23 protein-coding genes and 1 tRNA gene are annotated in these 26,250 nt (G+C 58.7%); 8 read left to right on the forward strand and 16 right to left on the reverse strand.

Going from position 1 to position 26,250, the window contains the following annotated elements; translation table 11 throughout:
- Positions 1-130: 130 nt before the first annotated feature.
- From dnaQ to Q0753_RS04700, 3 genes are all read left to right on the forward strand, one after another.
- Entirely contained in the window at positions 131-862 is a 732-nt protein-coding gene (gene dnaQ, locus Q0753_RS04690) for a DNA polymerase III subunit epsilon (protein ID WP_298717992.1), read from the forward strand.
- A 35-nt stretch (positions 863-897) separates the two neighbouring features.
- The gene (locus tag Q0753_RS04695) at positions 898-1,992 is read left to right on the forward strand and encodes a hypothetical protein (protein ID WP_298717994.1); all 1,095 of its coding nucleotides are present in this window, start codon (positions 898-900) and stop codon (positions 1,990-1,992) included.
- A gap of 124 nt (positions 1,993-2,116) precedes the next feature.
- A tRNA-Asp gene (locus Q0753_RS04700) sits at positions 2,117-2,193 on the forward strand.
- Positions 2,194-2,877: 684 nt separating this feature from the next.
- Here Q0753_RS04700 and Q0753_RS04705 read toward each other — a convergent pair.
- From Q0753_RS04705 to Q0753_RS04745, 9 genes are all read right to left on the reverse strand, one after another.
- Positions 2,878-4,083 (reverse strand): benzoate/H(+) symporter BenE family transporter, encoded by a 1,206-nt coding sequence (locus Q0753_RS04705; protein WP_298717997.1) that lies wholly within the window; start codon positions 4,081-4,083, stop codon positions 2,878-2,880.
- Between the two features lie 79 nt (positions 4,084-4,162).
- The gene (locus Q0753_RS04710) at positions 4,163-5,506 is read right to left on the reverse strand and encodes an MFS transporter (RefSeq protein ID WP_298718000.1); all 1,344 of its coding nucleotides are present in this window, start codon (positions 5,504-5,506) and stop codon (positions 4,163-4,165) included.
- Positions 5,507-5,612: 106 nt separating this feature from the next.
- Complete coding sequence (gene benD, locus Q0753_RS04715) at positions 5,613-6,392, reverse strand: benzoate diol dehydrogenase BenD (protein ID WP_298718002.1); 780 nt, start codon at positions 6,390-6,392, stop codon at positions 5,613-5,615.
- Positions 6,389-7,417: a benzoate 1,2-dioxygenase electron transfer component BenC gene (benC, locus tag Q0753_RS04720; protein WP_298718004.1), complete on the reverse strand. Its 1,029-nt coding sequence runs from the start codon at positions 7,415-7,417 to the stop codon at positions 6,389-6,391. The genes benD and benC overlap by 4 nt, the downstream gene beginning before the upstream one ends.
- A gap of 19 nt (positions 7,418-7,436) precedes the next feature.
- Positions 7,437-7,922 carry a benzoate 1,2-dioxygenase small subunit gene (gene benB, locus Q0753_RS04725; protein ID WP_298718007.1) on the reverse strand — a complete coding sequence of 162 codons (486 nt, stop codon included), beginning with the start codon at positions 7,920-7,922 and terminating at the stop codon, positions 7,437-7,439.
- Entirely contained in the window at positions 7,919-9,295 is a 1,377-nt protein-coding gene (locus Q0753_RS04730) for a Rieske 2Fe-2S domain-containing protein (RefSeq protein WP_298718010.1), read from the reverse strand. Before Q0753_RS04730 ends, benB begins: the two co-directional genes overlap by 4 nt.
- A 119-nt stretch (positions 9,296-9,414) precedes the next feature.
- The gene (catA, locus tag Q0753_RS04735; RefSeq protein WP_298718013.1) at positions 9,415-10,344 is read right to left on the reverse strand and encodes a catechol 1,2-dioxygenase; all 930 of its coding nucleotides are present in this window, start codon (positions 10,342-10,344) and stop codon (positions 9,415-9,417) included.
- A 61-nt stretch (positions 10,345-10,405) separates the two neighbouring features.
- Positions 10,406-10,696 (reverse strand): muconolactone Delta-isomerase, encoded by a 291-nt coding sequence (gene catC, locus Q0753_RS04740; protein WP_298718016.1) that lies wholly within the window; start codon positions 10,694-10,696, stop codon positions 10,406-10,408.
- 50 nt (positions 10,697-10,746) lie between these two features.
- A complete protein-coding gene (locus Q0753_RS04745) occupies positions 10,747-11,865 on the reverse strand; it encodes a muconate/chloromuconate family cycloisomerase (RefSeq protein ID WP_298718019.1) in 1,119 nt (372 codons plus the stop codon).
- Positions 11,866-11,972: 107 nt separating this feature from the next.
- Between Q0753_RS04745 and Q0753_RS04750 the strand changes: the two genes are divergently transcribed.
- The gene (locus Q0753_RS04750; protein ID WP_298718022.1) at positions 11,973-12,875 is read left to right on the forward strand and encodes a LysR family transcriptional regulator; all 903 of its coding nucleotides are present in this window, start codon (positions 11,973-11,975) and stop codon (positions 12,873-12,875) included.
- Between the two features lie 170 nt (positions 12,876-13,045).
- Here Q0753_RS04750 and Q0753_RS04755 read toward each other — a convergent pair whose 3' ends face one another.
- The 7 genes from Q0753_RS04755 to Q0753_RS04785 all read right to left on the reverse strand — a co-directional run bounded on the left by Q0753_RS04755 (position 13,046) and on the right by Q0753_RS04785 (position 21,955).
- A complete protein-coding gene (locus Q0753_RS04755; protein ID WP_298718024.1) occupies positions 13,046-13,507 on the reverse strand; it encodes an Lrp/AsnC family transcriptional regulator in 462 nt (153 codons plus the stop codon).
- Positions 13,508-13,685: 178 nt separating this feature from the next.
- The gene (locus Q0753_RS04760) at positions 13,686-15,050 is read right to left on the reverse strand and encodes an OprD family outer membrane porin (RefSeq protein WP_298718030.1); all 1,365 of its coding nucleotides are present in this window, start codon (positions 15,048-15,050) and stop codon (positions 13,686-13,688) included.
- A 177-nt stretch (positions 15,051-15,227) separates the two neighbouring features.
- Positions 15,228-16,544 (reverse strand): amidohydrolase, encoded by a 1,317-nt coding sequence (locus Q0753_RS04765; RefSeq protein WP_298718032.1) that lies wholly within the window; start codon positions 16,542-16,544, stop codon positions 15,228-15,230.
- 24 nt (positions 16,545-16,568) lie between these two features.
- The gene (locus tag Q0753_RS04770) at positions 16,569-17,618 is read right to left on the reverse strand and encodes an ornithine cyclodeaminase (RefSeq protein WP_298718035.1); all 1,050 of its coding nucleotides are present in this window, start codon (positions 17,616-17,618) and stop codon (positions 16,569-16,571) included.
- Positions 17,619-17,665: 47 nt separating this feature from the next.
- A complete protein-coding gene (locus Q0753_RS04775; protein WP_298718038.1) occupies positions 17,666-19,084 on the reverse strand; it encodes an amidase in 1,419 nt (472 codons plus the stop codon).
- Between the two features lie 68 nt (positions 19,085-19,152).
- Positions 19,153-20,697 (reverse strand): sodium:alanine symporter family protein, encoded by a 1,545-nt coding sequence (locus Q0753_RS04780; RefSeq protein ID WP_298718041.1) that lies wholly within the window; start codon positions 20,695-20,697, stop codon positions 19,153-19,155.
- Between the two features lie 412 nt (positions 20,698-21,109).
- Positions 21,110-21,955, reverse strand: coding sequence for an IclR family transcriptional regulator C-terminal domain-containing protein (locus tag Q0753_RS04785; RefSeq protein WP_298718044.1), 846 nt, complete (start codon positions 21,953-21,955; stop codon positions 21,110-21,112).
- Between the two features lie 215 nt (positions 21,956-22,170).
- On the opposite strand from Q0753_RS04785, the gene Q0753_RS04790 reads away from it, so the two are divergent.
- The 4 genes from Q0753_RS04790 (at position 22,171) to Q0753_RS04805 (ending at position 26,109) form a co-directional block, all read left to right on the forward strand.
- Positions 22,171-22,989 carry a CoA transferase subunit A gene (locus Q0753_RS04790; protein WP_298718047.1) on the forward strand — a complete coding sequence of 273 codons (819 nt, stop codon included), beginning with the start codon at positions 22,171-22,173 and terminating at the stop codon, positions 22,987-22,989.
- Positions 22,989-23,783: a CoA-transferase subunit beta gene (locus tag Q0753_RS04795; RefSeq protein ID WP_298718050.1), complete on the forward strand. Its 795-nt coding sequence runs from the start codon at positions 22,989-22,991 to the stop codon at positions 23,781-23,783. Before Q0753_RS04790 ends, Q0753_RS04795 begins: the two co-directional genes overlap by 1 nt.
- Positions 23,780-24,985 (forward strand): 3-oxoadipyl-CoA thiolase, encoded by a 1,206-nt coding sequence (gene pcaF / locus Q0753_RS04800; protein WP_298718052.1) that lies wholly within the window; start codon positions 23,780-23,782, stop codon positions 24,983-24,985. Before Q0753_RS04795 ends, pcaF begins: the two co-directional genes overlap by 4 nt.
- Before the next feature lie 335 nt (positions 24,986-25,320).
- The gene (locus tag Q0753_RS04805) at positions 25,321-26,109 is read left to right on the forward strand and encodes an alpha/beta fold hydrolase (RefSeq protein WP_298718054.1); all 789 of its coding nucleotides are present in this window, start codon (positions 25,321-25,323) and stop codon (positions 26,107-26,109) included.
- Positions 26,110-26,250 lie beyond the last annotated feature (141 nt).

Here is a 26,250-nt window from a genome sequence, read left to right on the forward strand (position 1 = left end):
GCCACAGCATGGCGGCGCTCACCAGTCACCGGCGCGATTGTGCCAATAACGATAACCGCATATGTAGCCCGGTGGCGTTGGCAGTGGCAGTTATTTATACTGAGCGCCGAATTGAGTGGAGAAAGCATCAATGAACCAGCAAAGTCACCAGCGGCAAATAGTCCTGGATACAGAAACCACCGGTATGAACATGGATACCGGCCCCCATTATGTAGGGCACCGGGTGATTGAAATCGGCTGTGTGGAAGTGGTCAACCGTCGCCTGACCGGTCGGCATTTTCACGTTTATCTCAAGCCGGACCGCAAGGTGGACGAAGAGGCGATTCGGGTGCACGGCATTACCGATGACTACCTCGCCGACAAGCCGCCCTTTGCCGCCAAGGTTGACGAATTTTTGCAGTTTATCGACGGTGCCGAGCTGGTGGCGCACAACGCCCCCTTTGACGTCGGCTTTCTCGATTATGAAATGCAGCTGCTGGGGCGGCCCGAACGCATGGCGGCCCTGTGCAAGGTAACCGATACCCTGGCGCTGGCGCGCAAGATGTTTCCCGGCAAGCGCAACAACCTGGATATATTGTGCGACCGATTCGGCATAGACAACGGTCACCGAACCCTGCACGGCGCCTTGCTCGATGCGGAGATCCTGGCCGACGTTTACCTCTTGATGACCGGTGGCCAGACCAAGCTCAACCTGCAGAACGATAACGGCCAGCAGGGTGATACCGGCGGCATTCGTCGCCTGAGTGCCGGTCGGGCGCCGCTGAAGGTGATTCGGGCCGGTGAGCAGGAATTGCAGGCCCACGAGTCCAGGCTGGATCTGGTGATGAAAAAGGGAGGTAGTTGCCTGTGGCGCGCAGAATAGGCGCACTTCTGCTCGCCTTGTCGTGCGGGTTTGCGATGACGGCAAGCCATGCCGGTGAGCAGAGTGCCCGCTGGCTGAGCAACACCTTTCGTATCGATCCGTCCATTTCTTCCATTACCCTGCTGATCGAACGGGAAACGGCAACGACTCCTGTGGTGTTGATCCGGCCCGATGGCAGCAAATACTACTATCAGGATCATCCGGATAACGTCAGCTGGGCAGCCACCGCCAACCGGGATGTGATTACCCTGTGGCAACCGGAGCCCGGCCCCTGGCAGGCAACCGGTAAAATCAACCAGCACAGGGGCATTTCACTGCTCAGCGTGTTCGAGGTGCAACTGGCACCTCTGCCGGAGCGGATTTTTCAGCACGAAGTGTTCAAGCTCGACGCCGAGTTACGCCATCAGGATACTCGGCTGGATGCCAATTATTACCTGAAAGACCTGTCGCTGCGGGCGCAGCTGATCAAGCCGGACAAGGATGAAACATCGGCTTTTGCCCCGGTGCCGTTGGTCATCGGCGACTTTGCCGATGACGGTACCGGTCTGGATGCCTATCCCTCGGACGGCAAGCTGACGGCAGAAGTGCTGGTCGATACCTTGCCGGGCGAGTACCTGTTTCAGGCGCAAATCAGCAACCGGGTACTGGCACGCACGCACGAGCAACCGGTGCTGGTTTATCCCATGCCGGTCACCCTTGGATTTTCCACGCCGGACGCCAATGGCAAGTGGCAGATGAAGGTGACCGCCACAAGTGATCTGCTGCCGGATTCACTGGTGGTTACGGGGGAGCTGACCACACCGGACCGGCAGAGCATGGCGGTATCGGGCACGGGGGCGAACATTCGTTTGCCGGATGCCGTTGACCCCGGTAATTACTATTGGCAGGGGCGTGCCTTCGCCACCACCCGCGAGGGGCGTGAAGTCCAGCTCAACCTGATGGAGCAGGTGATCCGGGTCAGCCCCCCGGTCAGCGTGGCCACCGCCGAGATTCCGCCGGCAAAGAGCGGCTTCTCCATGATCCATCTGCTGGCAGGGATAACCTTGTTAACGGTGTTACTGGCCGCTGCTTGGTTTTTGCGCAAAAAAATAATTGGCAGGCGGAAAAACACCCCGGAACAGCAAAGTTAACTCCCTATTATCGGGAGTTGTGGACAATAAATGGTCGAACGGCAAAAAAGGGGCTTTTTCAGTCTTGACCGCCGCCCGGAACGACTCTATTATCGCCCTGTCTGAAGCGATAGCATCAGGCGCCGGAGCGGTAGTTCAGTTGGTTAGAATACCGGCCTGTCACGCCGGGGGTCGCGGGTTCGAGTCCCGTCCGCTCCGCCAAACTCCAGAAAAAAGCCACCTTAACAGGTGGCTTTTTTCGTTTGGCTGCGCCGGACTTTCTGGATGAAGTCGGCGCTGCGCACCTTCACCTTCAAACGCGGTGCGTTTGCCACTCCGCCAAAGTTAAGAAGCCCTTAGCTAGTTGATAGCTAATACCAATCCCACTAAATAAATGATCTATTTCATTTTTGTATAAAAGTCGGGCAAAGGGCCCGACCCGCCGTGGGACGTGCCACTCACCGCTTTAGCCTACTGCGAACATTCACTGGATGTTCGGTCAGACTAAAGCAGTTCGTCACGGCAGCAAGCTGCCCCCTCTAGGCTCAGCCGCGCCATCCGTAGCGCGGATGGTCGGCTGAGCAGATCCCTTTGTCCTCCTTGATGCAACGGAGTTGTCTGTTAGCACCGTCTACAGACAACTCGGTGCTTAAGAAGAGGCAACAGAGAGCGGCTCCCACGACCGTGAAATGCCATGGACGGCATTTCCGAGCCCCCACGGATGGGTCTATGGCGTGTCGAGGGAGTCGACTGTGTTGCCTCTGAGCTCGAGGTTTAAAAATGATCAGATCTTTATTCAAATTGGTATAAGGGCTTTTTGCTGTCTGTTATTCAGTAAATTCATCCTTTCCTATATTGTCAAACCACCCCTCGTGCCATTTGGTGACCCAGAGCCAGTGTCCCTGTTCACCTAGAAGACCACAGGTTTTTCTCACCCATGCTCAAGCTGTGGGTCAGCACCAGATGCACGCCATAGCCGATCACCACGCCCCACAATGCCGATGAAAGTCCGTATAGTGACAGGCCGGAGGCGGTGACGATAAAGGTGATCAAGGATGCCTCGCGTTCGCGGGCATTGTCCAGTGCGGTCAACAAGTTGCCGGTAATGGCGCCAAGCAGGGCCAGGCCCGCCAATACGGCGACAAAGGCCGCGGGCAGGGAGGTAAACAGGCTGACAATGGTGCCGGCAAACAGGCCGCCTACCAGATAGAAGACGCCATTGAACACCCCGGCCACATAGCGACGGTCGTGATCTTCGTGGGCATCTTTGCCGGCGCAGATGGCGGCGGTAATGGCGGCGACGACGATGCTGATACCGCCGAACAAGGCCATGGGCAAAGACACCAGGCTGGTGACCCCGATGACCGGCCTGGCATTCACCCGATAACCGGCGTTGTGCAACACCGCCATACCCGGCAGGAATTGCCCGGTCAGGCTGACCAGCACCAGCACCAGCGGCAGGGCCAGGCTGAGGGTGGATGATAGGGTCCATTGCGGACTGATGAATTGTGGCGTGGCCAGCTCCCAGCGAATGCCGGAAAGGGAAGCGCCTTCAAACAACACGGCCAGCATAATTCCGACGACCAGCAGCAGGACCAGGGTGTACTTGGGCCACATTCGGCGAAAAAACACATAGGCAATGAGCATGCCGATGGCCAGCGCCGGCGAGGTTTCCATGGCGGTAAAGGCCTCCACGCCGAACTGGAACAGAATGCCGGCCATCATGCCGGCGGCGACGCCCTTGGGAATGAGCCGAACCAAGGTGTCGAACAGGCCGGAAATCCCGATAAGCAGCATAACGGCGGCCGCCGTAATATAGGCGCCGATCGCTTCGTTAAGGGACAAGTCGGGAAACAGGGTGACCAGCAGGGCGGTGCCCGGTGCCGACCAGGCGGTGACCACCGGTGCTTTCAGCCACAGCGACAGCAGTATGCCGGATATGGCGGCGCCCATCGAAATGGCCCATACCCAGGAGGTCATCATAGTGTCGGACACGCCGGCGCTGGCGCCAGCCTGAAACAGAATGGCCAGCGGCCCCGCATAAGACACCAGTACCGCAAGAAAGCCGGCGGCAACGGCGGGTAGCGACAGGTCACGCAGAAAGGACGACATAATTCAGCTCCTTTGAGCAAGGGTGAACAATAAAAACAGCCCCGGCACAGGCCGGGGCTGTTTTGTCATTGGCCGGCAATCAGCTGTCGGCGGCGACCCTGGTGCCATCGGTTGCCTGGTCGGTGGCAGCCTGGCGGCGACCCACCAGGGCAATGGCGACGGTGGCGATAGCGCCGGGCACCGCCAGTGCCAGAAAGTTCATCTGGTGGGGCAAGGCCAGCGCCAGCAGGGTACCGCCGAGCATGGGACCCAGTATGGCGCCGTTACGGCCGATGCCCGATGCCCAGCCGAGGGCGGTGGAGCGAATGTTGGCCGGGTAATACTGAGCCACATAGGCATACAGCAGGATCTGCGAGCCGATGGTGGTGGCCCCGGCCACGGCCATCAGGCTGTACAGCAGCCACATGGGGTGCGGATAACCGAGCGACACCAGCGAGGCGGACGCCAGCAGGAAGAAGCTCACCAGCACAGCTCGCAGCGAGAAACGGTCGGCCAGCCAGCCACCGCCCACGGCCCCGACGATGGCGCCGATGTTGAGCACCATCAGGAACATCAGGCTGGAGCCCAGCTCGTAACCGGCGGCAGACATCAATTTGGGCAGCCAGGAGCCCAGCGCATACACCATCAGCAGGCAGCAGAAGAAGGCGGTCCAGAACATCAGGGTGCTCAGGTTACGACCACCGCGGAACAGTTCCAGTACCGGCGCTTTCTGCACATTGGCCGGGGGAGCAATCAGCTGATCCTGATCGGTAATCTTCTGGGCAGGATCCACCTTCTGCAGCAGCGTGCGGGCTTCTTCCTTGCGATCTTGCGCCATCAGAAAGGCCACGGATTCGGGCAGATATTTGATCATCAGCGGCAGCAGCAGCATGGGCACGATCGCCAGATAAAACATGATCTGCCAGCCGTAGTTGGGCACTATCCAGATCCCGAGACCCGCAGACATCATGCCGCCCACCGCATAGCCGCTGAACATCAGGGCTACCAGGGTACTGCGGCTTCTCTTCGGCGAGTATTCACTCATCAAGGACACCACGTTGGGCATGACGCCACCTATCCCCAGGCCGGCGATAAAGCGCAATATGCCGAATTGCCAGGGATTGGTTACCAGGCCGTTGATGCAGGTGGTAAGGCTGAACAGCACCACGCAGATAAGAATGGTTTTCTTGCGTCCGAGCCGGTCCGACAGCATGCCGAAGCCCATGGCGCCAAACATCATGCCGAACAGGGCACTGCTGCCGAGCAGGCCGGCCACATAGGGGTTGAGGGCCCATTGATCCATCAGCAGTGGCAGCACCACGCCGTAGATCACCAGGTCGTAACCGTCGAAAATAATGATGAGGGAACACCAGAACAGCACCTTCCAGTGGAAGGGGGTGAAGCTGGCGTTGTCTATGGTTGCATTGACATCGATATTTCTCATTGCGGTATTACTCCGAATATTGTCCTTAAGTCTGGAGTCCGAGGGAATCTATCCCTCCCGTTTTTATACAAAAGGCTGCCCTTTCCGTTGGGCAGCCTTTTTTACATCAGCCCAGATCCCCGCCGGCGACGGGGAGTATGGTACCGGTGATATAACTGGCATCCTCCGAGGCGAGAAACAGAATGGCACCGGCCTGTTCATCCAGGGTGCCGTAGCGATGCATCAGGCTGGTGGCCTTGGTCTGGTCCACCAGGGTCTGGTACCACTGTTGCTCGCGCTTGCCCTGCGCTTCGGTATTGCGCGGGGTCAGCCGGGGCGGGGCTTCGGTGCCACCGGGGGCGGTGGCGTTGACCCGAATACCCAGCTCGGCATATTCGAACGCCAGTGCCACGGTCAGGGCGTTGACGCCGCCCTTGGCTGCGGCGTAGGGCACCCGCATCAGGCCCCGGGTGGCCACGGAAGACACATTGACGATGACGCCCCCCTCACGTTTCAGCAGGTGAGGCAATACGGCTCGGCAGCACCACAGGGTGGGAAACAGCGACCGCTGCACCTCTTTCTGGATCTGTTCCGGGCTGTAATGTTCGTAAGGCTGGGCCCAGATGGTGCCGCCGACGTTGTTGACCAGGATGTCGATGCCACCAAAATGCGCGGCGGCTTTGGTCATCACGCTGTCTGCACCGCCCCAGGTTTCCAGGTTGGCCTGCACGGCGATGGCCTCTACGCCCTGCTGGTTAAGCTCGGCCACCAGCTCGAACACATGGTCGGCCAGATCCACCAGTACCAGACGGGCACCTTCTTCTGCCGCCCGTTCGGCCACTCGCCGGCCGATACCCTGGGCGGCACCGGTGATCACCATCACCTTGTCGGTGAAACGCGGCGTCATGCGACCGCTCCCGCCACGGCAGACACGCTGGGGCTGAACTTCTCGTAATGGAAGGAATTCGGTTTGATGCCCTGGTCACGGAAGTAGCCCAGCACGGCGTCCACCATGGGGGGCGGTCCACACAGGTAGACATCCACCTCGCCGTGATGGATGGGCGCATCCTGCATATGGTTGGTCACGTAGCCTTTGAGCGGATGAGCGCTGTCGGCGCTGGCCACCACTGTCTTGAAGCTGAAGTTCTCTATTCCGGCGGCAAACTGCTCCAGCGCCTCGATACACACCAGATCGTCATCGTTGGTGACACCGTAGATCAGATGAGTCGGCTGCCCGGTGCCGTTGACCTTGAGGTGCTCCAGCATGGCGAGGAAGGGCGCCAGGCCGGTACCGCCGGCCAGCATCAACACCGGACGTTCCACCGGGCGCAGGTAGAAGCTGCCCATGGGACCGGTGAGTGTCAGCGAATCTCCGGCCTTGCACTGACCAACCAGATAACTGCTCATCAGGCCGCCGGGCACGTTGCGGATCAGGAAGCTCAGTTCCCGGCTGCCGGGCCTGGAGCTGAATGAATAGGCACGGGTCTCTTCGGTACCCGGCACTCGAATATTCACATACTGGCCCGGCAGAAAGGCAATATCGTCTTCTGCGGCTACTTTCAGTTCGATGGCGGTGGGAGAAACCAGGTTCACCTCGAGTACGGTACCCTGGACCCTGGCGATGCCGGTCTTGCACAGGGTGGACGCAACGGGGATTTCCACCACACAGTCGCTGGCGGGCACCATCTGGCAGGTCAGAATCATGCCCTGCTCGGCTTCATCGTCGGTCAGTGCTTCGTCGATGTACTCGTCACCCAGGTCGAACTTGCCCTGGTGGCAACTGCCCTTGCAGGTGCCGCATACGCCGTCGGAGCAGTCCATCGGCAGATTGATCTGGTTGCGGTAGGCCGCATCCAGTACGGTTTCCCCTTCATTACAGCTGATGAAGCGGGTAATGCCGTCTTCAAAGTTGAGCGCGATGTTGTAACTCATTTTGGTTTCTCCCCACCAATTACAGGTGATAGATATCAATCACCTGATTGATGTAATCGTTGTTCAGAACTACCTTCTTCTCGGTGATCAGGGGCTGTTCGCCGCCGATATCCAGGGTATAGAAGGAGGTACCGAAAAAGGTTTCGGTCTTGTGGTAGCGATGGCTGTTGGTCTGCCAGTTGAAGCGCAGTTTCACCTGGTTGCCTTCCCGGGACAGGATCTCCAGGTTGCTGGTCTGGTGAGTCGTGCGCGGCTCCGGCATGGAGCTGGCACCGGAGCGTTCGGTCTTGATCCGATACACCCGATCTTCCAGGCCATCACGGTTCGGGTAATAGATCAGCGAAATCTCGGTCTGGGGATTTTCGGTCAGCCGGTCTTCGTCGTCCCACGCCGGCATCCAGTACACGACGTTTTCGCTGTAGCAGGTGAGCCACTCGTCCCACTGGCGGTCGTCCAGCAGACGGGCTTCACGGTAGATAAACGCCTGAATCTGTTCGAAGTTCATTCGGAGTCCTCCATGGAAGTGATGGAAATAAGCTGGGCGCGTTCGGTCTCTACCGCCTGCAGCATCTCTTTTACCCAGTGCTGGTGATGGGTCACGTACAGGCCTTCGTCTTCCGGCTTGGTACCGCTCAGCAGGGGCTTGAGGCCGATGGCGTCGGCGCCGGCATCCGGGCCTTCAATCCAGTGGCTGGCGCCCCGGCTCATGTCGTTCCATTTCAGGCCACTGGCTTCGTAACCTTGCTGGCAGGCGCGGAATTCTTCCAGATCGTCCGGAGTACCCATGCCGCTGACATTGAAGAAGTCTTCGTACTGGCGCAGACGCTTGGCGCGATCCGCCGCCGGTTCGTTTTTCGGTGCCCAGCAGTAGATGGTGATTTCGGTTTTATTAACGGCGATAGGGCGCAACACCCGGATCTGAGTGGAAAACTGATCCATTAGATAGACGTTGGGATACAGACACAGATTTTTGGTGGTGTTCACGATAGCGTCGGCGCGGGCCTCGCCGACCTTCTGCCGCAGTCGTTCAAGCTGGCTGTAAACAGGACGCACCTGCGGGTTAGTCAGCTGGGTCCACAGCATCATGTGGCCATGCTCGAAGCCATAAAATCCGCCTTCGTTGGACCAGCTCTTGGCATCGACCGCCTCGGTGCCGCCTTTTTCGTAGTTGCGCTGACCCATGGTAGACAGGTAGTTCCAGTGTACCGTGCCCACATGATAACCGTCGGCGCCGTTCTCGGCGGTCAGCTTCCAGTTGCCTTCGTAGGTGTAGGTAGAGCTGCCGCGCAGAATTTCGATGCCGTCTTCCGCCTGATCGACCATGTTGTCGATGATTTTGGTGGTTTCACCCAGGTACTCGGTCAGCGGCAGCACGTCGGCATTCAGGCTGCCGAACAGAAAGCCGCGGTAGGATTCGAACTTCGGCAACTGCTTCAGATCGTGGGAGCCGTCGTTGCTGAAGCTTTCCGGGTAACCGCCTTTCTTCTGGTCGCGGGCTTTCAGCAGCTTGCCGTCGTTCTTGAAGGTCCAGCCGTGAAAGGGGCAGGTGAACGAGGCCTTGTTGCCGCGCTTCTTGCGACACAGGGTAGCACCACGGTGAGAGCAGGTGTTCAGCAACGCCTGCAGCTCGCCTTCCTTGGTGCGGGTGATCACCACCGGCTGGCGACCGACGGTCGTGGTGTAATAATCGCCGGGATTTTCCAGCTGGCTTTCGTGGGCCAGATAAACCCAGTTGCCTTCGAAGATGTGTTTCATCTCCAGGTCGAACAGTTGCTGATCGGTGAAGACGCCACGGTCACAGCGATAGTGGCCGGTGGTCGGATCGGCTTCCACCGCGCCCCGGATCTTGTTTTCGAGTCGGTCGAGTTGGCGAGTCATGTTTGGTTACTCCATCTGGCGTTGCCGGCCTTTTCGGCCTGTGTGGTATCCGACCGCCTGCTAACGGCAGGCGGTCGGCTCACAAACAGCGTGTTATTAAAGGTTCAGGAGCCGCTGGCTCAGCTTTCCAGGGCGCGCAGGCGTTCGTGGCGGCTCTGCAGCTCGGCCTTGTCGGTCGACACCAGCTGAATGTTGAATTCCACGCGGGTGAATGGCTGACCCAGACCATATTGCTCGGCGGCCGCGGCATCTTCGACACGCACGGCGTCTACCACCAGCTCTTCGCGGGTGGCGAAGGCGAAGTCATCAAAGGTGTACTGATCACCGGCCAGGTTGATCTGGGTGGTCAGATGCTTGTGACCCGGCTTTGATACGAAGTAGTGAATATGCGCAGGGCGGTTGCCGTGACGACCCAGCTGGTTGAGCAACGCCTGGGTTGAACCTTCGGGCGGGCAGCCGTAGCCGGACGGAATGATGCTCCGGGCGGTGTAACGGCCGTCGGCGTCGGTCTTGATGCGGCGGCGCAGGTTGTACTCGCTCTGGGACTGATCGAAGTAGGAATAGGCACCTTTCAGATCGGCGTGCCAGATGTCGACGATGGTATCGGCCAGCGGCTGACCACTTTCGTCGGTAACCTGACCTGTGAGGATCATGGTGTCGCCATCCTGGGTGCCGTCGTCCATGCGGGCAAAACCTTCGCTCAGGGGGGCGCCGGCCACATACAGCGGACCTTCGATGGTGCGCGGGGTACCACCGGTCAGGCCGGCCTGCTCGTCTTCGGCATCCATGCGGATGTCCAGGTATTTGTCCATGCCGAGGCCCGGGGCCAGCAGGGCGGCTTCGCCGTTTTTACCCAGCTCGTTGATGTAGTAAATGGCGCTCCAGAATTCTTCCGGGCTGATGTCCAGATCTTCGATGAGCTGGAACACGTCGTGCATCACGCGGTGTACTATGGTCTTGACCCGGTCGTTACCGCCGGACTGATTGAATCCGGCTACCTTTTCCAGCAGCGTGATGACTTCCTGAGTTTCCATGGTTTTGACTGACATTGCTGTGACTCCTTGCGTGTCTTGTTATGTAGTTATTTGGTCGAAGGGTATTTCAGGGTGCTTAACGGTCATCCAGGTGGATGGAGGACGGGTGCCGACAAAGGGGCGCGACACTGATGTCCATGTAGGGAAACAGGGGCAGGGCACTGATCAAATCCTGCAATTCGGCGTTATCGGCCACATCGAAGATGCTGACGTTGGCGTAGCTGCCGGCCACCCGCCACAAATGGCGCCACTTGCCCTGGGTCTGCAGTTCCTGGGCGTAGGCTTTTTCCCGGGCCTTGATGTCGGCAATCACGTCGGCCGGCATGTCATGGGGGATATTTACCTTCATCTCGACTTTAAACAGCATGATGCTTTCTCCGTTTGGATATGTTGGCGTCGGCGTTTATTTCCGGCGTTTTACTTGCGGCGATAGTGTGTCAGCTTGTCTTCGTCTATCTCTATGCCCAGACCGGGGCCTGTGGGCAGCTCGACGCCGTTGTCATGGAAGTTCAATCGCTTTACTACTATGTCGTCCTTCATCAGCAGCGGGCCGAACATCTCGGTCCCCCAGTGAATCTTGTCGAGGGTGGACCAGGCATGCAGCGCGGCCACGGAGCCGATGGTGCCTTCCAGCAGGGTGCCGCCATAGAGGCCGACCCCGGCGGCCTCGGCCACCCTGGCCACTTCCAGCGCCCGCAGCGGGCCGCCCGCCTTGGCAATTTTCAGCGCCACGGCACCGGCAAAGCCGGCGGCGGCCAGACTGAACATGTCTTTTGCATCGGCCACGGCTTCGTCGGCCAGAATGGGCAGATGGAACTTTTCGGACAGGCGCACCAGCGCCGCCAGATCCTTCATCGGGGTCGGTTGCTCGACCAGATCGATACCGGCGGCCTGCAGCTCGGCCATGCCTCTGGCGGCGGTGGCCTCATCCCAGGCCTGGTTGACATCGACCCGCACGCTGGCACTGTCACCCACGGCGGCCTTGATGGCGGCCACATGGCGCACATCGTCCATCAGGGCACGGGAGCCGATCTTCAGTTTGAAATCACAATGACGTTTGGCGGCAATCAGGCTGTGGGCTTCATCGATGTCTTTGGCGGTATCGCCGCTGGCCAGGGTCCAGAGCACGGGAATGTGTTGATGCACGGCGCCGCCCAGCAGGTCCGACACCGGGCGATTCAGGCGCTTGCCTTGCAGATCCAGCAGGGCGGTCTCGATGGCGGACTTGGCCAGGTTGTTACCCCGAGTGGCATTGTTAAGCCTTACCCGCAGGGTATTGATGTTGTCTGCGGCCTGGCCAATCAGCAGCGGTTTGAAGTAGGTGTCTATGGTCAGTTTGACACTTTCGGGGCTTTCCGGGCCGTAGGCCAGGCCGCCGATAGTGGTGGCTTCTCCCAGTCCCTCCAGACCATCTGAGTCTTTCATTCGCACGATAACCATGGTCTGAACCCCCATGGTGGTCATGGAAAGCTGGTGCGGACGTATGGTTGGAATATCGACCAGGATGGCTTCGATGGACTGGATAGTAGCTGACATGTAATCTCCTGACGTGACCGGATGACCCTTTGTTGCCGAAAGGTTACGATGTTGAGTGGATGTGAACCAATATTGATTAAGTTGCGAGTAATACCCTGGAGGTATGGATGGAGTTGAGGCACTTGCGGTATTTCGTGGTGGTGGCGGAAGAATTGAATCTGACCCGGGCTGCCGAGAAGTTGTTTATTGCGCAGCCGCCGCTGACCCGGCAGATCAAGCAGCTGGAAGAGGAGTTGGAGGTTCAGCTGTTCATTCGCAAGGCCCGGGGGCTGGAGCTGACTCAGGGCGGCCAGTATTTTCTGCAGCAGGTACATTCGATCATGGACAGGCTCGACGCTAGCATCGAAGGGACGCGCCAGGTGGCCCAGCATCGCAAGACGGTCTTTTCCATCGGCTTTGTGCCGTCGGTGTTCTACGGTCAGTTACCCTTGATGGTGCGTCGTCTGCGCCGCAACAAGAACCTGGAAATCGTATTGCACGAGTTGAAGACTCAAGAGCAAATCGACGCGCTCAAGAGCGGCAAGATCGACATTGGGTTTGGCCGCATCAGCATTGAGGATCCGGACGTGGAGCAGGAAGTGCTGTTCAATGAACCCCTGATTGCCGCCCTGCCGGCCGCTCATCCCCTGACGCAGCAGGTGCCGACCATGCAGCAACTGGCCGAGGTGCCCATGGTGACCTTTCCGGCGGGGGCCGGGCCCAATTTTTCCGATGTGGCATTGGGGCTGTTTCATCGGCGGGGCCTCAAGGTGCAGGTGATTCAGCAGGTCAACGATTTGCAGACGGCACTGTCACTTGTGGCGTCGGACATGGGCTTTGCGCTGGTGCCCGAACAGGTGAAGAAACTGCGGCGTGAAGGGGTGGACTTCATGCCGGTGGCCGATGAGCACATCACCACGCCGGTGATTGCCTCGCGTCGCCGTGGTGAAAACCCCAATGCGGTGATGCGCCTGGTCAATACCATACTGGCCGAGCTGGTAGCCAACCGGCTGAGCGGCCGCTATCCCTGATGTCTGACGTTGCCGGTATGAAAGACGTTTACCCTCCGATATATGAGTGAACCGTTTCTACCCAGGTATCTGCACTTTCGTACAGACATTAACTCGAATAAAAACAGAATGTCGTCGACTCAGATACACCGAATTAGGACATAGCCAGGACATGGCCAGTGGGATTGGTATCAGATAGGAATTTCGGTGGTGTATTTCATGTTGTCGAGTAACAGATAGCTTTCTGCCGAGGCGATATTGGGAATGCTCAAAATCCGTTCGCTGAGAAAATCCGAATAGTCTTCGAGGCTGGGGGCCACTATTCTCAGCATCACATCCTTGTCACCGGCGATGGCCCAGCATTCGGTGACCCGGGAATACTGGCTGACAAGCTGCTTGAATGCTTCCTTCGATTCCCGACTGACATTGTGCACCTTGACGATTACCACTGCATGTACATTGATCCCCAGCTTTTTATGATCCAGCAGGGCTACATAGTGATGGATATAGCCATCCTGTTCCAGCCGCTTTACCCGTCGGTGACACTGGGAGGGAGAGAGGTTGACCTGCTCGGAAAGTTGGGCATTGGACTGGGTGGCGTCGCGTTGCAGCAACTGCAGGATTTTGAGGTCGAATTTGTCAAGCGCGTGCATCGGGAAGATATCCTTTTGTTCCGTCGCCCTTTGTCCGGCTATCCGGCGCGGTGGGCCCGCGCAGTTTACCCAAAGCCCCCGCATATGAACAGCAGGAGATGGAGCCGATGGCGCACGCCTGTTTGCCGGCTGATAGCGGCCCTGACTCCATCATGAAAGAGGTGGGCCGCATATCAAATCAGAAGATTTTGGTATAGGTCAGATACAGGCGGTTGACGTTCTTGTCCTCCAGCGCGGCCGGGCTTATGGGGTTGGCGATGCGGTTGATCCCATCCAGTTCGCCCTGGGCACGGGCAAAGGAATTCAGATAACTCAGAGACAGTCCCTTGAGTTCACCGGAAAAACGGTAGGTCAGCGCCTGGGTAAACTCGTAGCGCTGGAAGTCGTTGTAGCCTCGAGCCTGGTCGGAGTACCAGACACCAGCATTCCAGCTCAGGTTGGGCAGGCCGAACTGCTCGAAGTCGACACTGCCCAGCACGCTGAGCGCCTGCTCGTCTTCCAGGCCGTAAAAGGTCCAGGAATAACGGCTGCTGGTATCCCACAGGCGGAACTCATTACGCGCCAGGTTGTGGTTCCAGTCATCGCCGGAGACATCCGAGTAGTTCAGACTCAGACTGTAGCCGGGCCAGCGATAGCCGGCGCTGAGCTCATAGTAGCGGGCATCCAGTGAGCCGGCTTCTGCAAACGCATAATCATTGCCGGCGAGGGATATAATTCCTACGCCGCCGGTTTCGTACAGGCTGCCGGAGTCCTGCATGGTGCCATAGGTGGCCTTGAACAGCAGGGCATGCTTGTTGGCCAGCGGCAACCGGTAGCTGGCACGAGCCTTGCGTTCCTTGATGTAATCTTCGGATTCGGCTTCGGCCAGCTCCAGCTTGAGGCCGAGATCGAAGGCATATTCGCCGCCGTAGTAGCGTAACGCATCGATTTTATCACCGCTGTAGGTCACGATATCATCCCCCCAGTCATCCTGATCACGCTGGCTCAGCTTGTGCAGTTCCGTGTAGTACAGTTTCAGCTTGCCGATGTTAGCGTTCAGATCATAACCGACCGAGGTCGCATTCTGAATACGGGTAGTACTGTCCTGATAGATGGCGGATTCCCGGGCCTTTTTACCGCCTCCGGCGCTGAGCGTAAAGCCGTCGCCTTGGTAGCGGGTGGTAATATAGGCGGTCTGGGTGCCGAGCAGGCCATCGGGCGAATAGCCGTTGGCGGCGTTGGCGTCGGGCAGGTTGGTGACGTTATCGACGCTGTCGCCGATACGCAGTTGGTTGGCGCCCAGCAGGCCATATTCCAGCTGAATCCAGTCGCCGATAAAACCGGTCTGGTAGTGGGCTTCGAGCGCATGAATCCATTCATTGCGGTTGGCGCCCCAGATGCGTCCATCCCCATTATCTTTGGAGTATTCGTTGTAGTAGTAGTTCTTGTAGGTCAGCCTGAGCTGGTCATCCTCGAGCAGTACATTGGCGCCAGCCTGGGCGGAAATAAATAATGCCAGTAACGGAACGGCAGTGACAGCGGGAGCGGAGATGTGTTTTTGCATATTAAATCCATTTAGTCGCAGTGGGTATGTTGATATAAACAAGACGAAAAAACCCGCCGTACAACAGTAGGTACGGTGGAAAAGGGGCTGTTTTTTCATCCTTGAAATGGTGGCGCCGTGTATCGATATGAATAAAGAAGACGGCGTCACCCGATATTGATGACGCCGTGGCGACTATTAATGGCTGTTGGTGTAGTCCAGTACCAGAGCGGTCATGGCGCTGACGCCAATTGGTAAAGCTCTTTCATCCGGATTGAATTTGGGCGAATGATTGGGGTAGGCCAGTGGCTGTCCCTCTGGCTTGGTGCCGAGGAAGAAGTACATGCTGGGGACTTCACTGGCAAAATAGGCAAAATCCTCGGACGCCATGCTGCGGGTCGCTTCGCGGAACCTGTCGCCGGCGATACGCTGCAGGGTGGGGGCCATGGCATTGGTCAATTCGGTATCATTGATGGTGGCCGGATAACCCTTGTTGATCTTCACCTCGGCAGTCGCCCCGGCGCTCTCGGCAATATTTACCGCAGTCCGTTCGATATGCTGATGGATCTCATCCCGGGTATTGTTGTCGAAGGTACGTATGGTGCCTTCCATTGTCACCTCGTCGGGAATGATATTGCCGCGTACGCCGCCCTTGATGGCGCCGATGGAGATCACCGACGGGGTGTTGGTGACGTCAAGCTGGCGGGAGGTAATGGTCTGCAGCCCCATCACCACCTGGCTGGCGGTCACGATGGGGTCTACCCCGTTCCAGGGCATGCCGCCATGGGTCTGCTTGCCTTTGATGGTGATGTTCAGTTGATCCGACGAGGCCAGCTGTCCCTGGGTTCGAACCGAAATCTCGCCCAGCGGACTGGTCATGACATGCAGGCCGAACATGGCATCCGGTTTCAGATCGGCGAACAATCCTTCTTTCAGCATCAGTGCGGCACCACCTTCCTCACCCTTGGGAGCACCTTCTTCCGCGGGTTGAAACACAAAGATAATGGTGCCGGCCAGTTCATCCTTCATCTCGGCCAGCACCTGGGCTGCGCCCATCAGAATGGCCACATGCATATCGTGGCCGCAGGCATGGGCAACCCCCACTTCTTCACCGTTGTATTCGGTCCTCACCCTGGAAGCAAACGGCAGCCCGGTTTCCTCGGTGACCGGCAGTGCATCCATGTCTGCGCGCAGAGCGACCACAGGGCCTTCTTTCGCCCCTTTCAGTATGCCGACTACACCGGTATGGGCGATCTCGGTGCGTACTTGCATCCCCAGCGACGTCAGGTGTTCGGCCACCAGGCCGGCGGTACGGGTTTCACGGTTGCCTAGTTCCGGGTGCTGGTGAATATCCTGCCGCCAGGAAATGACCTGCGGCGTGACTTCATCCACCAGACTCTGTGCCCTGACGGGAAGCGGAGTGTGGGTATCGGCCATGCCCGTGGCGGGCATGGCCAGCACACCGGCCAGGGTGATGGCCAGGGTGCTGCGTTTCAGGAAAAACATGGCGTTCATGAGGGTTACCTCTCTATAGCGTCTTCAGGCGACCTTGCGCAGACGGGCGCTGGCCGTGCCGTTTTTGGTCAGACTGAACAAGTCCCGGGGATCCTCCAGATTGGGAACCAGCTTGATAAAATTGCCGAGATCGTCCTGTTCTGCCAGATCAAACAACAGGCGCAGGGCCGAATAGTCTTCCAGAGCAAAACCGACCGAATCGAAGATGGTGATTTCATCGGCGCTGGTGCGACCGGAGCGGTTATCGGCAATCAGTGACCACATCTCGGTAACCGGATGGTCGGCGGCCAGCTGCTGAATATCGCCCTCGATTCGGGTTTGCGGTTCGTATTCCACGAAGATGCTGCCCTGGCGCAGAATGTCGGCGTGAATTTCGGTTTTTCCCGGACAGTCGCCACCCACTGCATTGATATGTACACCCGGCTTTACCATGTCGGGGGTGAGGATGGTCGCCAGCCGCTTGTCGGCGGTGACGGTGGTAATGATATCGGCGCCTTCACAGGCTTCCTTCGCGGAGCCACAGGGGGTCAGGGTCAGCCCCTCTATATTCGACAGGTTGGCAATGAATTTGGCGGTGGCGGTGGGGTCCACGTCGAAGCAGCGAACTTCTTTGATTCCTAACACCTTGTGAAAGGCCAGCGCCTGGAATTCGCTCTGGGAGCCGTTGCCGATCAGGGTCATGATGCGGGCATCTTTACGGGCCATGTATTTGGCGGCCATCACCGAGGTGGCCGCGGTGCGAATAGCAGTGGTCAGGGTCAGTTCGGAGAGCAGCACCGGATAACCGGTCGTCACGTCCGCCAGCACCCCGAAGGCCATCACCGTCGGCAGGTTGTACTCGATATTATCCGGATGGCCGTTGACGTATTTGAAGGCATATTGCACCTGGTCCGCGACCGGCATCAACTCGATCACGCCGACATCACTGTGGCTGGCCAGTCGGGCCGATTTTTCAAAATCATTCCAGCGGCGATAATCCTGTTCAAGATAATCCACCATTTTTTCAATCAGCGCCTCTACGCCTTTTTTGCTGATGTAGTCGCTCAAACCGGGAACATCAATAAAACGTGTCATCTTCTTTACCTTTCAATTATGGGATACACAGGGAATAACTTCTGTTCTTAGCGGGCAATAAAGCCGTGCTGCCACAGTGACTCACTCAAGGTGCCACAGTGGTCTTCAATCGCCTGCGCTCCCTGCAGACAAAGTTCGTCATCCAGCGGGGCGCCTACCAGCTGCACGCCAACCGGCAGGCCGTTATAAAGCCCGGTCGGCACGGCGGCCGAGGGCAGCCCCAAGGCGTTGATCATCAGCAGGAAGCGCTGGGCCCGAAGGATGCGGCCAATCTGATTCGGCTGGGTAAAGTCCAGATCATTGGCAAAGGCCTGCTCGGCGGATACCGGCATCAGTACCAGATCGTACTCGTTCAGCAGCAGGCTCCAGGCCCGGCGAATGCGGTTGCGCTCGGCCATATCTTGCATGGTGCTTGCCAGGGTGGGCTCACCGAAAAAGTCTCGGTAGGCATTCACGGTACGAATCACCTCACTCGACCCGTATTGTTCCAGCTCCTGCTGTTGCATCGTCGCCACTTCGGCCATGGCGAGCCGGCCCCAGATCTCGGATGCCTGCAGAGCATCGGGCAGCGTCACTTCTTCCACCGTATGACCGGCGGCGATCAGTGCCTCGCGGGCCTGTTCCATGGCGTCCTGTACGGCGGGAGAAATACCTTCGCCGAAAGGATCAGGCTGGTAGGCAATTCTGAAAGGCGCTTTTTGGGCGCGACCACTGTCTTTGGCCGGTGACCAGTCGGCATCGAAGGCGCTGTAGCGGGACATGGCGGCCAGCCCCAGACGTACATCGGCGATGCTGCGAGCGATAGGCCCCTGTACCGACAGCAGCTGGGAAATCGGCGGCCGGCCGCCGGCGGCGCTCGGGTTACCGTTGGCGATACGGCCGAAGGAGGGGCGTATGGTGGCCACGCCGCAGCAATAGGCCGGGTGACGCAAAGAGCCACCCATATCGTTGCCGTGGGCGATACAGCCGATACCGGCAGCGACGGCGGCGGCAGCGGCGCCGGAGGAGCCACCGGGGGTCACGGTCGGATCCCAGGGGTTGAGAGACGTGCCGTGCAGCTGATTGGAGGTAAACCAGCGAATGCTGAATTCCGGGGTATTGGTCAACCCGAGAATGATGGCGCCGTCCTGTTTCAGGTTGGCGATGACGGGGGCGTCCAGAGTGGCGATATTGTCCTTGAAGGCAACCACCCCATCGGAGTTGGCTTGCCCGGCCAGGTCCATATTGATCTTGGTGGTAACCGGCACCCCATACAGGGGCGGCAGCTCGGCGAGCTTGCTGCGTTTGTTGTCCAGCTCCCGGGCCAGGGCCAGGCTTTTTTCATGCAACTGCACCGGTACCGCGTTGATCTTGGGGTTGATGTCATCCAGGCGCTGCAGGTGGCTTTCCACCACTTCCACACAGCTGACATTGCCTTCTTTGATGTTCCGGGCGGTTTCGGTTGCGCTCCATTTCCAGATAGCCATGGCTTCTGCTCCTTTTATTAAACGGGGTAATTAAGGGCCTATGCCTACCGGCCCTTCGGTATTTGGGGTTAATGTTTGCCGGTGGAGGCCTTACCCGTACTCATCGAAACCGAACTTGGGCGGCGGGCGGCATCGGTACTGGCGACATACTCGAGGAAGCGACGTCGCTCATCACGGATCACCGAAGACAGCATGATCAGTCCGATAATGTTGGGGATGCAGATCAACACCACCAGGGTATCCATCAGGCTGACGATCAGGTCCAGCTCTATCATGGCGCCGGCTACCGTCAGGGTCAGGAACACCGACAGGTACAGGCCCGATACCAGCCGGCTGGTGCCAAACAGCATGCTGCTGGCCTTCAGTCCGTAGTAGCAGGCCACCAGTATGGTCGAGAAGGCAAACAGGAACAGGCACACGGCCAGTATCACCGGGAACCAGGGCAGTACGCTTTCATAAGCGGCGGAGGTCAGCTCCACCCCGTTCAGGCCTTCCTGGGTATAGGTACCGGTCACCACTATTACCAGTGCCGTCATGGTGCAGATGATAACGGTGTCGATAAAGGGCTCGAGCAGTGCCACATAGCCTTCGGCAGCCGGGTAGCGGGTCTTGGCGGTAGCGTGGGCGATGGCGGCGGTACCCATGCCGGCCTCGCTGGAAATCATGGCACGAATAAAGCCCTGGGTGATGGCACCCCAGATACCGCCGGATACGCTGTCCAGGCTGAAGGCGGCGTCAAAGATGGTGGCAAGGGCTGCGGGAATCTGGTCGTAGTTGACCAGTAGTACCATTAGGGAGGCTGAGATATAGATGATGGCCATGACCGGCATCAGCTTTTCCGTGGTGCGGGCGATGCTTTTCATACCGCCGACGACGATAACGCCGACCATCAGGGCAATCAGCACACCGAACAGCCAGGCGTTGCTGCCGATGAAACCAGTTTCACCACCGGTGACGCTGACCACCTGGGTATAGACCTGATTCACCTGGTACATATTGGTGGACACGAACGACGCCAGCATGATGGCCAGGGCGATAAAACTTGCCAGGAACAGGCCTAGCCTGGGCAGACCTTTCTCGGCAAAGCCCTGCTTGATGTAATGCATGGGGCCACCGGATACGGTGCCGTCGGCATGCACGGTGCGATACCTTACCCCCAGAGTACATTCGGCAAACTTGGTGGCCATACCCAGGAAGCCGGCTACTATCATCCAGAACACGGCACCGGGGCCGCCGATGGCAATGGCGATGGCGACCCCGGAAATATTGCCGAGGCCCACGGTGACCGACAGCGCCGAAGTCAGCGCCTGGAAATGGGTGACTTCGCCGGGCGCATGAGGATCGTTGAAGTCGCCGCGTATCAGCCGACAGGCGAGTTTGAGTGAGCGAAACTGCAGAAACTTGAAGAAAATGGTGCAGAACAGGGCACCGGCAATTAACCACAGTACGATTACCGGGATGGAAGACTCTCCCAGAGGTATGCTGTAAAACACGATGCCCATCAGTTGGTAGATGAGCTCGGTCAGCAGGCTGACGGAGGTATCATCCGTGTTTGCCGAAGCAATGGCCGGTAGTAGCAGGAGTAGTATCCCGAACGAGGCAGTGGCTTTCATAGTGACTCTCCTTGAGCGTGGCCGGATGATGATCAAGACGGCCTTTCCATAATTCGTCGCGCTGGAAAATGTGATGTTTTGGTTAAGAAAATATTAACAATTACCCCCTGCCAAAATTTCGCGTTAACAAGGGGTAAGTGAGTGAGAGATGGTAAGTTATTTCGTCACAAGGGTGGCTGGTGAAAAATTTTTGCATCGGCGGCGCACCTTGTAACAAAGGCACTGCCTGAAAGCGGGAGCACGCTCAACCGTTTGTAGGTCAGGAGGCAGGCCTGGCCCCGCCTTTTTGTGTTGGCAGCTTTATCAATAGCTGTCAGATAATCGACTCTCTTTGGGGGTCAAAGTCCTGGTGACGCGCCGTGGTAAACAGCGAGCAGCGATAGCCATCGCGAGTAAATTGGCGCGTATTATCTCAATGCACCGCCATTCGTATCAGGCCGGCTTTCTCCTGCAGCAGCGGCAGAAAGCGCTCCTGCAGCGTTTTCATGTCAACCCGGGCCGCATTGGTGCTGATGTTGATGGCGCCCAGCAGAAATCCCTGCTTATCGAACACCGGCACCGCCACCGAACGCAGGCCGGAGTCCAGCTCCTGATCAACGATGGCATACCCCTGTACGCGCACCTCTTCCAATACCTGACGTAATGCATCGCTATCCACAATGCTTCGCTCGGTGTGGGCCTGCAGCCGAACCTGTTTCAGAAAGGTGTCCAATTCGGCGGCAGAGAGCTGGGCCAACAGCACCCGTCCCATCGAGGTGTAGGCGGCGGGCAGCCGGGTGCCCACCGACAGCTGTATGGCCATCAGCCGATGTTCGGCGGCGGAGCGGGCGATATAGACGACCTCGTCGCCGTCGAGGATGCCGAGCGAGGTGGACTCGTTGATTTGCCGAGTCATGTCTTCCAGATAAGGCTGAATCATGGTGCCGTAGCGGTTGACCGACAGAAAGGCATGACCCAGTTGCAGCACCTTGGGGGTCAGCTCGAAATGACGGTGCTGTTTCTTCAGATAATCCAGCGCATGCAGGGTCAGCAGAAAGCGGCGGGCCTTGGCCCGGTTCATGCCGGTTTTGGCCGCCACTTCGCTCAGGGTCATGCGCGGGCTGTTTTGATCGAACGCCTGTAACACTTCCAGTCCGCTGGCCAGCGCGGTGACGAAGTCGCGATCGTCCGGGTTGAGTTTGTCGTCCTGATTCATGCCGTATTTCCTGTCGCGGTATTGCTGGATAAAGGAGCCATCCATGATAGCAAAAGTTCGCATTGCGAACATGCATCATGGGTTATTTCTCCACGCCTTTAAAATGTCACCTCCAGGTAAAAAAATAACGGCTTATTTTACAGGTGGTTATAGTTTTTATTTGACGAATGTCGAATTTTTGGGTTTGCGAGATCGGGAAAAGAGTGCAAATATGTTCGCAATGCAAACACAAGGTTCGCAATGCGAACTTTTAGGTTCACTCAGGGAGGCAAACACTCATGGCCCAATTCATGAGCTTGCACGACGCAGTTGCTCGCTATGTCCAGGACGGCGCTACCGTCGCCATGGAAGGCTTTACCCATCTGATCCCTTTTGCGGCGGGTCATGAAATCATTCGGCAGGAAAAGCGTAAGTTGACGCTGATCCGCATGACGCCCGATATCCTCTATGACCAGTTGATTGGTGCCGGCTGTGCCGAGCAGCTGATTTTTTCCTGGGGTGGCAACCCGGGGGTCGGCTCCCTGCACCGGCTGCGCGATGCGGTGGAGAAGGGCTATCCCCAGCCGCTCGAGATTTTCGAACACAGTCACGCGGCCATGGCCTGTGCCTATGAAGCGGGTGCCGCCGGTCTGCCGCTGGCGGTGTTGCGCGGTTACATCGGCAGCGATCTGCCCAAGGTCAACCCGCAGATCCGTTTTATCGAATGCCCCTTCACCAATGAGCGGCTGGCGGCGGTACCCTCGGTGCGACCCGATGTCAGTATCATTCATGCCCAGCGTGCCGACCGGCAGGGCAATGTGCTGGTGTCCGGCATCGTCGGGGTACAGAAAGAAGCCGTTCTGGCGGGCAAGCACAGCATTGTGACCGTTGAGGAAATCGTCGATGACCTGCAGGCCGAGCCGAATGCCTGTGTGATCCCGGGCTGGGCCATCGACGCCATTGCCGAAGTGAAAGGCGGCGCCGCGCCGTCTTATGCCTACGGCTATTACCCGCGCAACAACAGCTTCTACAAGGAATGGGATGCGATCGCACGGGATCGCGACAGCTTCAATAACTGGCTGCAAGAGAATGTCTACAACGCAGGAGGGCAAGCATAATGACACTCGAATTCACTTCTTCCGAAATGATGACGGTCACCGCCGCCCGCGCGCTGAGCAACGGCATGACCTGTTTTGTCGGCATCGGCCTGCCCAGCGAGGCGGCCAACCTGGCCCGACTGACCCATGCCCCCGAGGTGGTGCTGATTTATGAATCCGGCACCCTGCAGACCAAGCCCGAGATACTGCCGTTGTCTATCGGTGACGGTGAGCTGTGCGAGTCGGCGCTGACCACGGTGGCGGTGCCCGAGATGTTTCGCTACTGGCTGCAGGGCGGCCATATCGATGTGGGTTTTCTCGGTACCGCGCAAATAGACAAATTCGCCAACCTCAATACCACCCTGATTGGTGACTACCAGTCGCCCAAGGTGCGCCTGCCCGGTGGCGGCGGTGCGCCCGAGATCGCCAGCAACGCCAAGGAAGTGTTCATCACCCTGAAGCACTCGCCGCGTGCCTTTGTGGAAGCGGTGGACTTCATCACCACCCTGGGCTACGGCCGCGATGGCAAGGGCCGTGATGATGTGCCCAACATCGGACAGGGTCCGACCAAGGTGATCACCGATCTGTGCGTGATGGCCCCTGATGCCGACACCAAGGAGCTGACCGTGGTGTCTCTGCACCCGGGCGTGACCCGCGAGCAGGTGAGTGAGGCCACCGGCTGGCCGGTACGCTTTGCCGACGAGCTGGCGCTGACCCCCGAGCCGAGCGCCGAGGAACTGGTTATTCTGCGTGAACTCAAGGCCAGAACCGCCGCCCATCACGCCAAACCCATCTCCCAGGAGGCCGCCCAATGAAGCCGGTTTATCTGTGTCATCCCCGTCGCAGCGCCATCGGTCGCTTCGGCGGCACCCTGGCGGCGGTGCGTCCCGACGATCTGGCGGCCCAGGTGTTCAAGGCGGTACTGGCCGAGGTGCCGGCGCTGGATCCGGCGGCCATCGACGAAGTGATCATGGGCTGTGGCAACCAGGCCGGTGAAGACAACCGCAACGTGGCACGCATGTCGTCCCTGCTGGCCGGTCTGCCGGTAAGCGTACCCGGCACCACCATCAACCGCCTGTGCGGCTCGGGTATGGATGCGGTGGGCACGGCGGTGCGTGCCATCAAGGCCGGTGAGCTGGATTTGGTGCTGGCCGGCGGCGTGGAGTCCATGTCCCGCGCGCCCTATGTGATGGGCAAGGCGGACTCGGCCTTCAGCCGTGGCCAGAAAATAGAAGACACCACCATCGGCTGGCGCTTTGTCAATGCGCAGATGAAAGCCCAGTACGGTGTGGATTCCATGCCGGAAACGGCAGAAAACGTCGCCGAGCAGTTCAATATTTCCCGGGAAGATCAGGACGCCTTTGCCGCCCGCTCCCAGGAGAAGGCGGCCGAGTCCCAGCGCAATGGCCGCTTTGCCGAAGAAATCGTGCCGGTGGAAATTCCCCGTCGCAAGCAGGAACCGCTGCTGTTCGCCGACGACGAGCACCTGCGCCCGGGCACCACCGTCGAGAAACTGACCAAGCTGCCGACGCCGTTCCGCGCCGGTGGCAGCATCACCGCCGGTAACGCCTCGGGCGTGAACGACGGCGCCGCCGCCATGCTGATCGCCAGTGAAGAAGCGGTGCAGCGCCACGGCCTCAAGCCGATGGCCCGTATTCTGGGCATGGCCACCGCCGGGGTAGAGCCGCGCATCATGGGCATAGGCCCGGTACCTGCGGTGCAGAAGTTGCTGGAACGTCACCAGTTGTCGATGGATGATATCGACCTGTTCGAGTTCAACGAAGCCTTTGCCGCCCAGGCATTGGCCTGTATGCGCGAGCTGGGGCTGGATGATAACGACCCACGGGTGAACCCCAACGGCGGCGCCATCGCTCTGGGTCACCCGCTGGGTATGTCCGGCGCCCGTTTGCTGCAGACCGCCGCTCATGAACTGCATCGGCAGAATAAACGCCTGGCCCTGTGTACCATGTGTGTGGGCGTGGGTCAGGGTATTGCGACCCTGATCGAGCGAGTTTAAGAGCTAAGGCCAAGGCTGTCTTTTAGTTATAAGTCGCTGAAGGCAATCGCAATGCGAAGCAGCAGCGCGGTTGCGCTCCGCCGACACGCTTCAAGCCCATCCATGGGACGCTCGGCAAATGCCATCCCTGGCATTTGACGGTCGGCTACGGCAATCCCCGCTGCTGCTTCGTGATGCTGCGGTGCTGCCTGTCAGATACTGGCTGTCAACTCGGAGTACAGCCAAGGAGGACCAGAGAAGCAGTGAGCTTGGGCCGACGAAAGTGCACGGTATGACAAACAACAAGAACTTGTGACTAAGAGCCAGGGCCAAGGCCCTAACTATTTGGAGGCTGAATGTCTTTTCTGGAAATTAACGGTCGTGCTGTCGGCTACCGCCTGCTGGGCGATTCTGCGTTGCCGCTGGTGGTGTTAGCCCATCCGCTGGGCATGAGTCAGGTGGTGTGGGATGAATTGTTGCCCGGGCTGCTGCCCCATTACCGGGTGCTGAGCTGGGATCTGCCCGGCCACGGCAGCAGCGCGGCCTGGAGCGGGAATGAAATCACTCCCGCCGCTCTGGCGGCGGAAGCCCTGGCCCTGGCCGAGGTGGCGGGCGCCGAGCGATTCCACTTTGTCGGCACGTCCATCGGTGGCGTCATCGGTCAGCAGTTACTGAGCCAGCATGCCGAGCGCCTGCTGTCCGCCACCCTGACCAATACCGGTGCCGTTATCGGTACTCGTGATGCCTGGCAAACCCGGGCGGCGGCGGTGCGCGAAAAAGGTCTGGCTGCCATGGCGGTGGACATAGTGCCGCGTTGGTTTGGGCCCAAAGCCTGTGAGGCGCAACCGGCCCTGCTCAAGGGCTGGAACACCATAATGGGGCGGGGCGACGCCAACAGCTACTCCCTGCTGTGCGAGATGCTCGGTGCCTGCGATTTCAGTGATCGGTTGGGTGAGCCTGGCGTGCCGCTGTTGCTGGTGGGAGGCCGCGACGACGTGGCCACCCCGCCGGAATCCCTGGAACACCTGGCCTGCTGTGCCGAAGCCGGTGAGCCGGTGATCCTGGAACAAGTAGGCCATGTGCCTTCGGTTGAAGCACCGGAAAGCGTTGGCCGCTTGTTGCTGGAGCATATCGGCAAGGTTTGATGGTCAGGAATTGGCTGAGAAAAAGGCCACTTACGCGATTGCACCACAAGAGATGACACTCGCTATTTCAGCCTGCTGAAAATATTCACCGGATATTTCGTCAGGCTGGAATTACACTCCACTGCAGGTGTGGAAGCACTC

This window comes from uncultured Oceanisphaera sp. (assembly GCF_947495715.1).
Taxonomy (GTDB): Bacteria; Pseudomonadota; Gammaproteobacteria; order Enterobacterales; family Aeromonadaceae; genus Oceanimonas; species Oceanimonas sediminis.

What these genes read in the sequence shown, in the direction of transcription:
- pcaF (WP_298718052.1), top strand. Translation starts at nt 23,780, where the DNA reads ATGAAGCCGGTTTATCTGTGTCATCCCCGTCGCAGCGCCATCGGTCGC.
- benC (WP_298718004.1), bottom strand. Translation starts at nt 7,417, where the DNA reads ATGAGTTACAACATCGCGCTCAACTTTGAAGACGGCATTACCCGCTTC.
- Q0753_RS04805 (WP_298718054.1), top strand. Translation starts at nt 25,321, where the DNA reads ATGTCTTTTCTGGAAATTAACGGTCGTGCTGTCGGCTACCGCCTGCTG.
- Q0753_RS04795 (WP_298718050.1), top strand. Translation starts at nt 22,989, where the DNA reads ATGACACTCGAATTCACTTCTTCCGAAATGATGACGGTCACCGCCGCC.
- Q0753_RS04775 (WP_298718038.1), bottom strand. Translation starts at nt 19,084, where the DNA reads ATGGCTATCTGGAAATGGAGCGCAACCGAAACCGCCCGGAACATCAAA.
- Q0753_RS04780 (WP_298718041.1), bottom strand. Translation starts at nt 20,697, where the DNA reads ATGAAAGCCACTGCCTCGTTCGGGATACTACTCCTGCTACTACCGGCC.
- Q0753_RS04745 (WP_298718019.1), bottom strand. Translation starts at nt 11,865, where the DNA reads ATGTCAGCTACTATCCAGTCCATCGAAGCCATCCTGGTCGATATTCCA.
- Q0753_RS04785 (WP_298718044.1), bottom strand. Translation starts at nt 21,955, where the DNA reads ATGCGAACTTTTGCTATCATGGATGGCTCCTTTATCCAGCAATACCGC.
- Q0753_RS04695 (WP_298717994.1), top strand. Translation starts at nt 898, where the DNA reads ATGACGGCAAGCCATGCCGGTGAGCAGAGTGCCCGCTGGCTGAGCAAC.
- Q0753_RS04760 (WP_298718030.1), bottom strand. Translation starts at nt 15,050, where the DNA reads ATGCAAAAACACATCTCCGCTCCCGCTGTCACTGCCGTTCCGTTACTG.
- Q0753_RS04755 (WP_298718024.1), bottom strand. Translation starts at nt 13,507, where the DNA reads ATGCACGCGCTTGACAAATTCGACCTCAAAATCCTGCAGTTGCTGCAA.
- Q0753_RS04765 (WP_298718032.1), bottom strand. Translation starts at nt 16,544, where the DNA reads ATGAACGCCATGTTTTTCCTGAAACGCAGCACCCTGGCCATCACCCTG.
- Q0753_RS04790 (WP_298718047.1), top strand. Translation starts at nt 22,171, where the DNA reads ATGGCCCAATTCATGAGCTTGCACGACGCAGTTGCTCGCTATGTCCAG.
- Q0753_RS04750 (WP_298718022.1), top strand. Translation starts at nt 11,973, where the DNA reads ATGGAGTTGAGGCACTTGCGGTATTTCGTGGTGGTGGCGGAAGAATTG.
- benB (WP_298718007.1), bottom strand. Translation starts at nt 7,922, where the DNA reads ATGAACTTCGAACAGATTCAGGCGTTTATCTACCGTGAAGCCCGTCTG.
- Q0753_RS04705 (WP_298717997.1), bottom strand. Translation starts at nt 4,083, where the DNA reads ATGTCGTCCTTTCTGCGTGACCTGTCGCTACCCGCCGTTGCCGCCGGC.
- Q0753_RS04770 (WP_298718035.1), bottom strand. Translation starts at nt 17,618, where the DNA reads ATGACACGTTTTATTGATGTTCCCGGTTTGAGCGACTACATCAGCAAA.
- dnaQ (WP_298717992.1), top strand. Translation starts at nt 131, where the DNA reads ATGAACCAGCAAAGTCACCAGCGGCAAATAGTCCTGGATACAGAAACC.
- catC (WP_298718016.1), bottom strand. Translation starts at nt 10,696, where the DNA reads ATGCTGTTTAAAGTCGAGATGAAGGTAAATATCCCCCATGACATGCCG.
- benD (WP_298718002.1), bottom strand. Translation starts at nt 6,392, where the DNA reads ATGACGCCGCGTTTCACCGACAAGGTGATGGTGATCACCGGTGCCGCC.
- Q0753_RS04710 (WP_298718000.1), bottom strand. Translation starts at nt 5,506, where the DNA reads ATGAGAAATATCGATGTCAATGCAACCATAGACAACGCCAGCTTCACC.
- Q0753_RS04730 (WP_298718010.1), bottom strand. Translation starts at nt 9,295, where the DNA reads ATGACTCGCCAACTCGACCGACTCGAAAACAAGATCCGGGGCGCGGTG.
- catA (WP_298718013.1), bottom strand. Translation starts at nt 10,344, where the DNA reads ATGTCAGTCAAAACCATGGAAACTCAGGAAGTCATCACGCTGCTGGAA.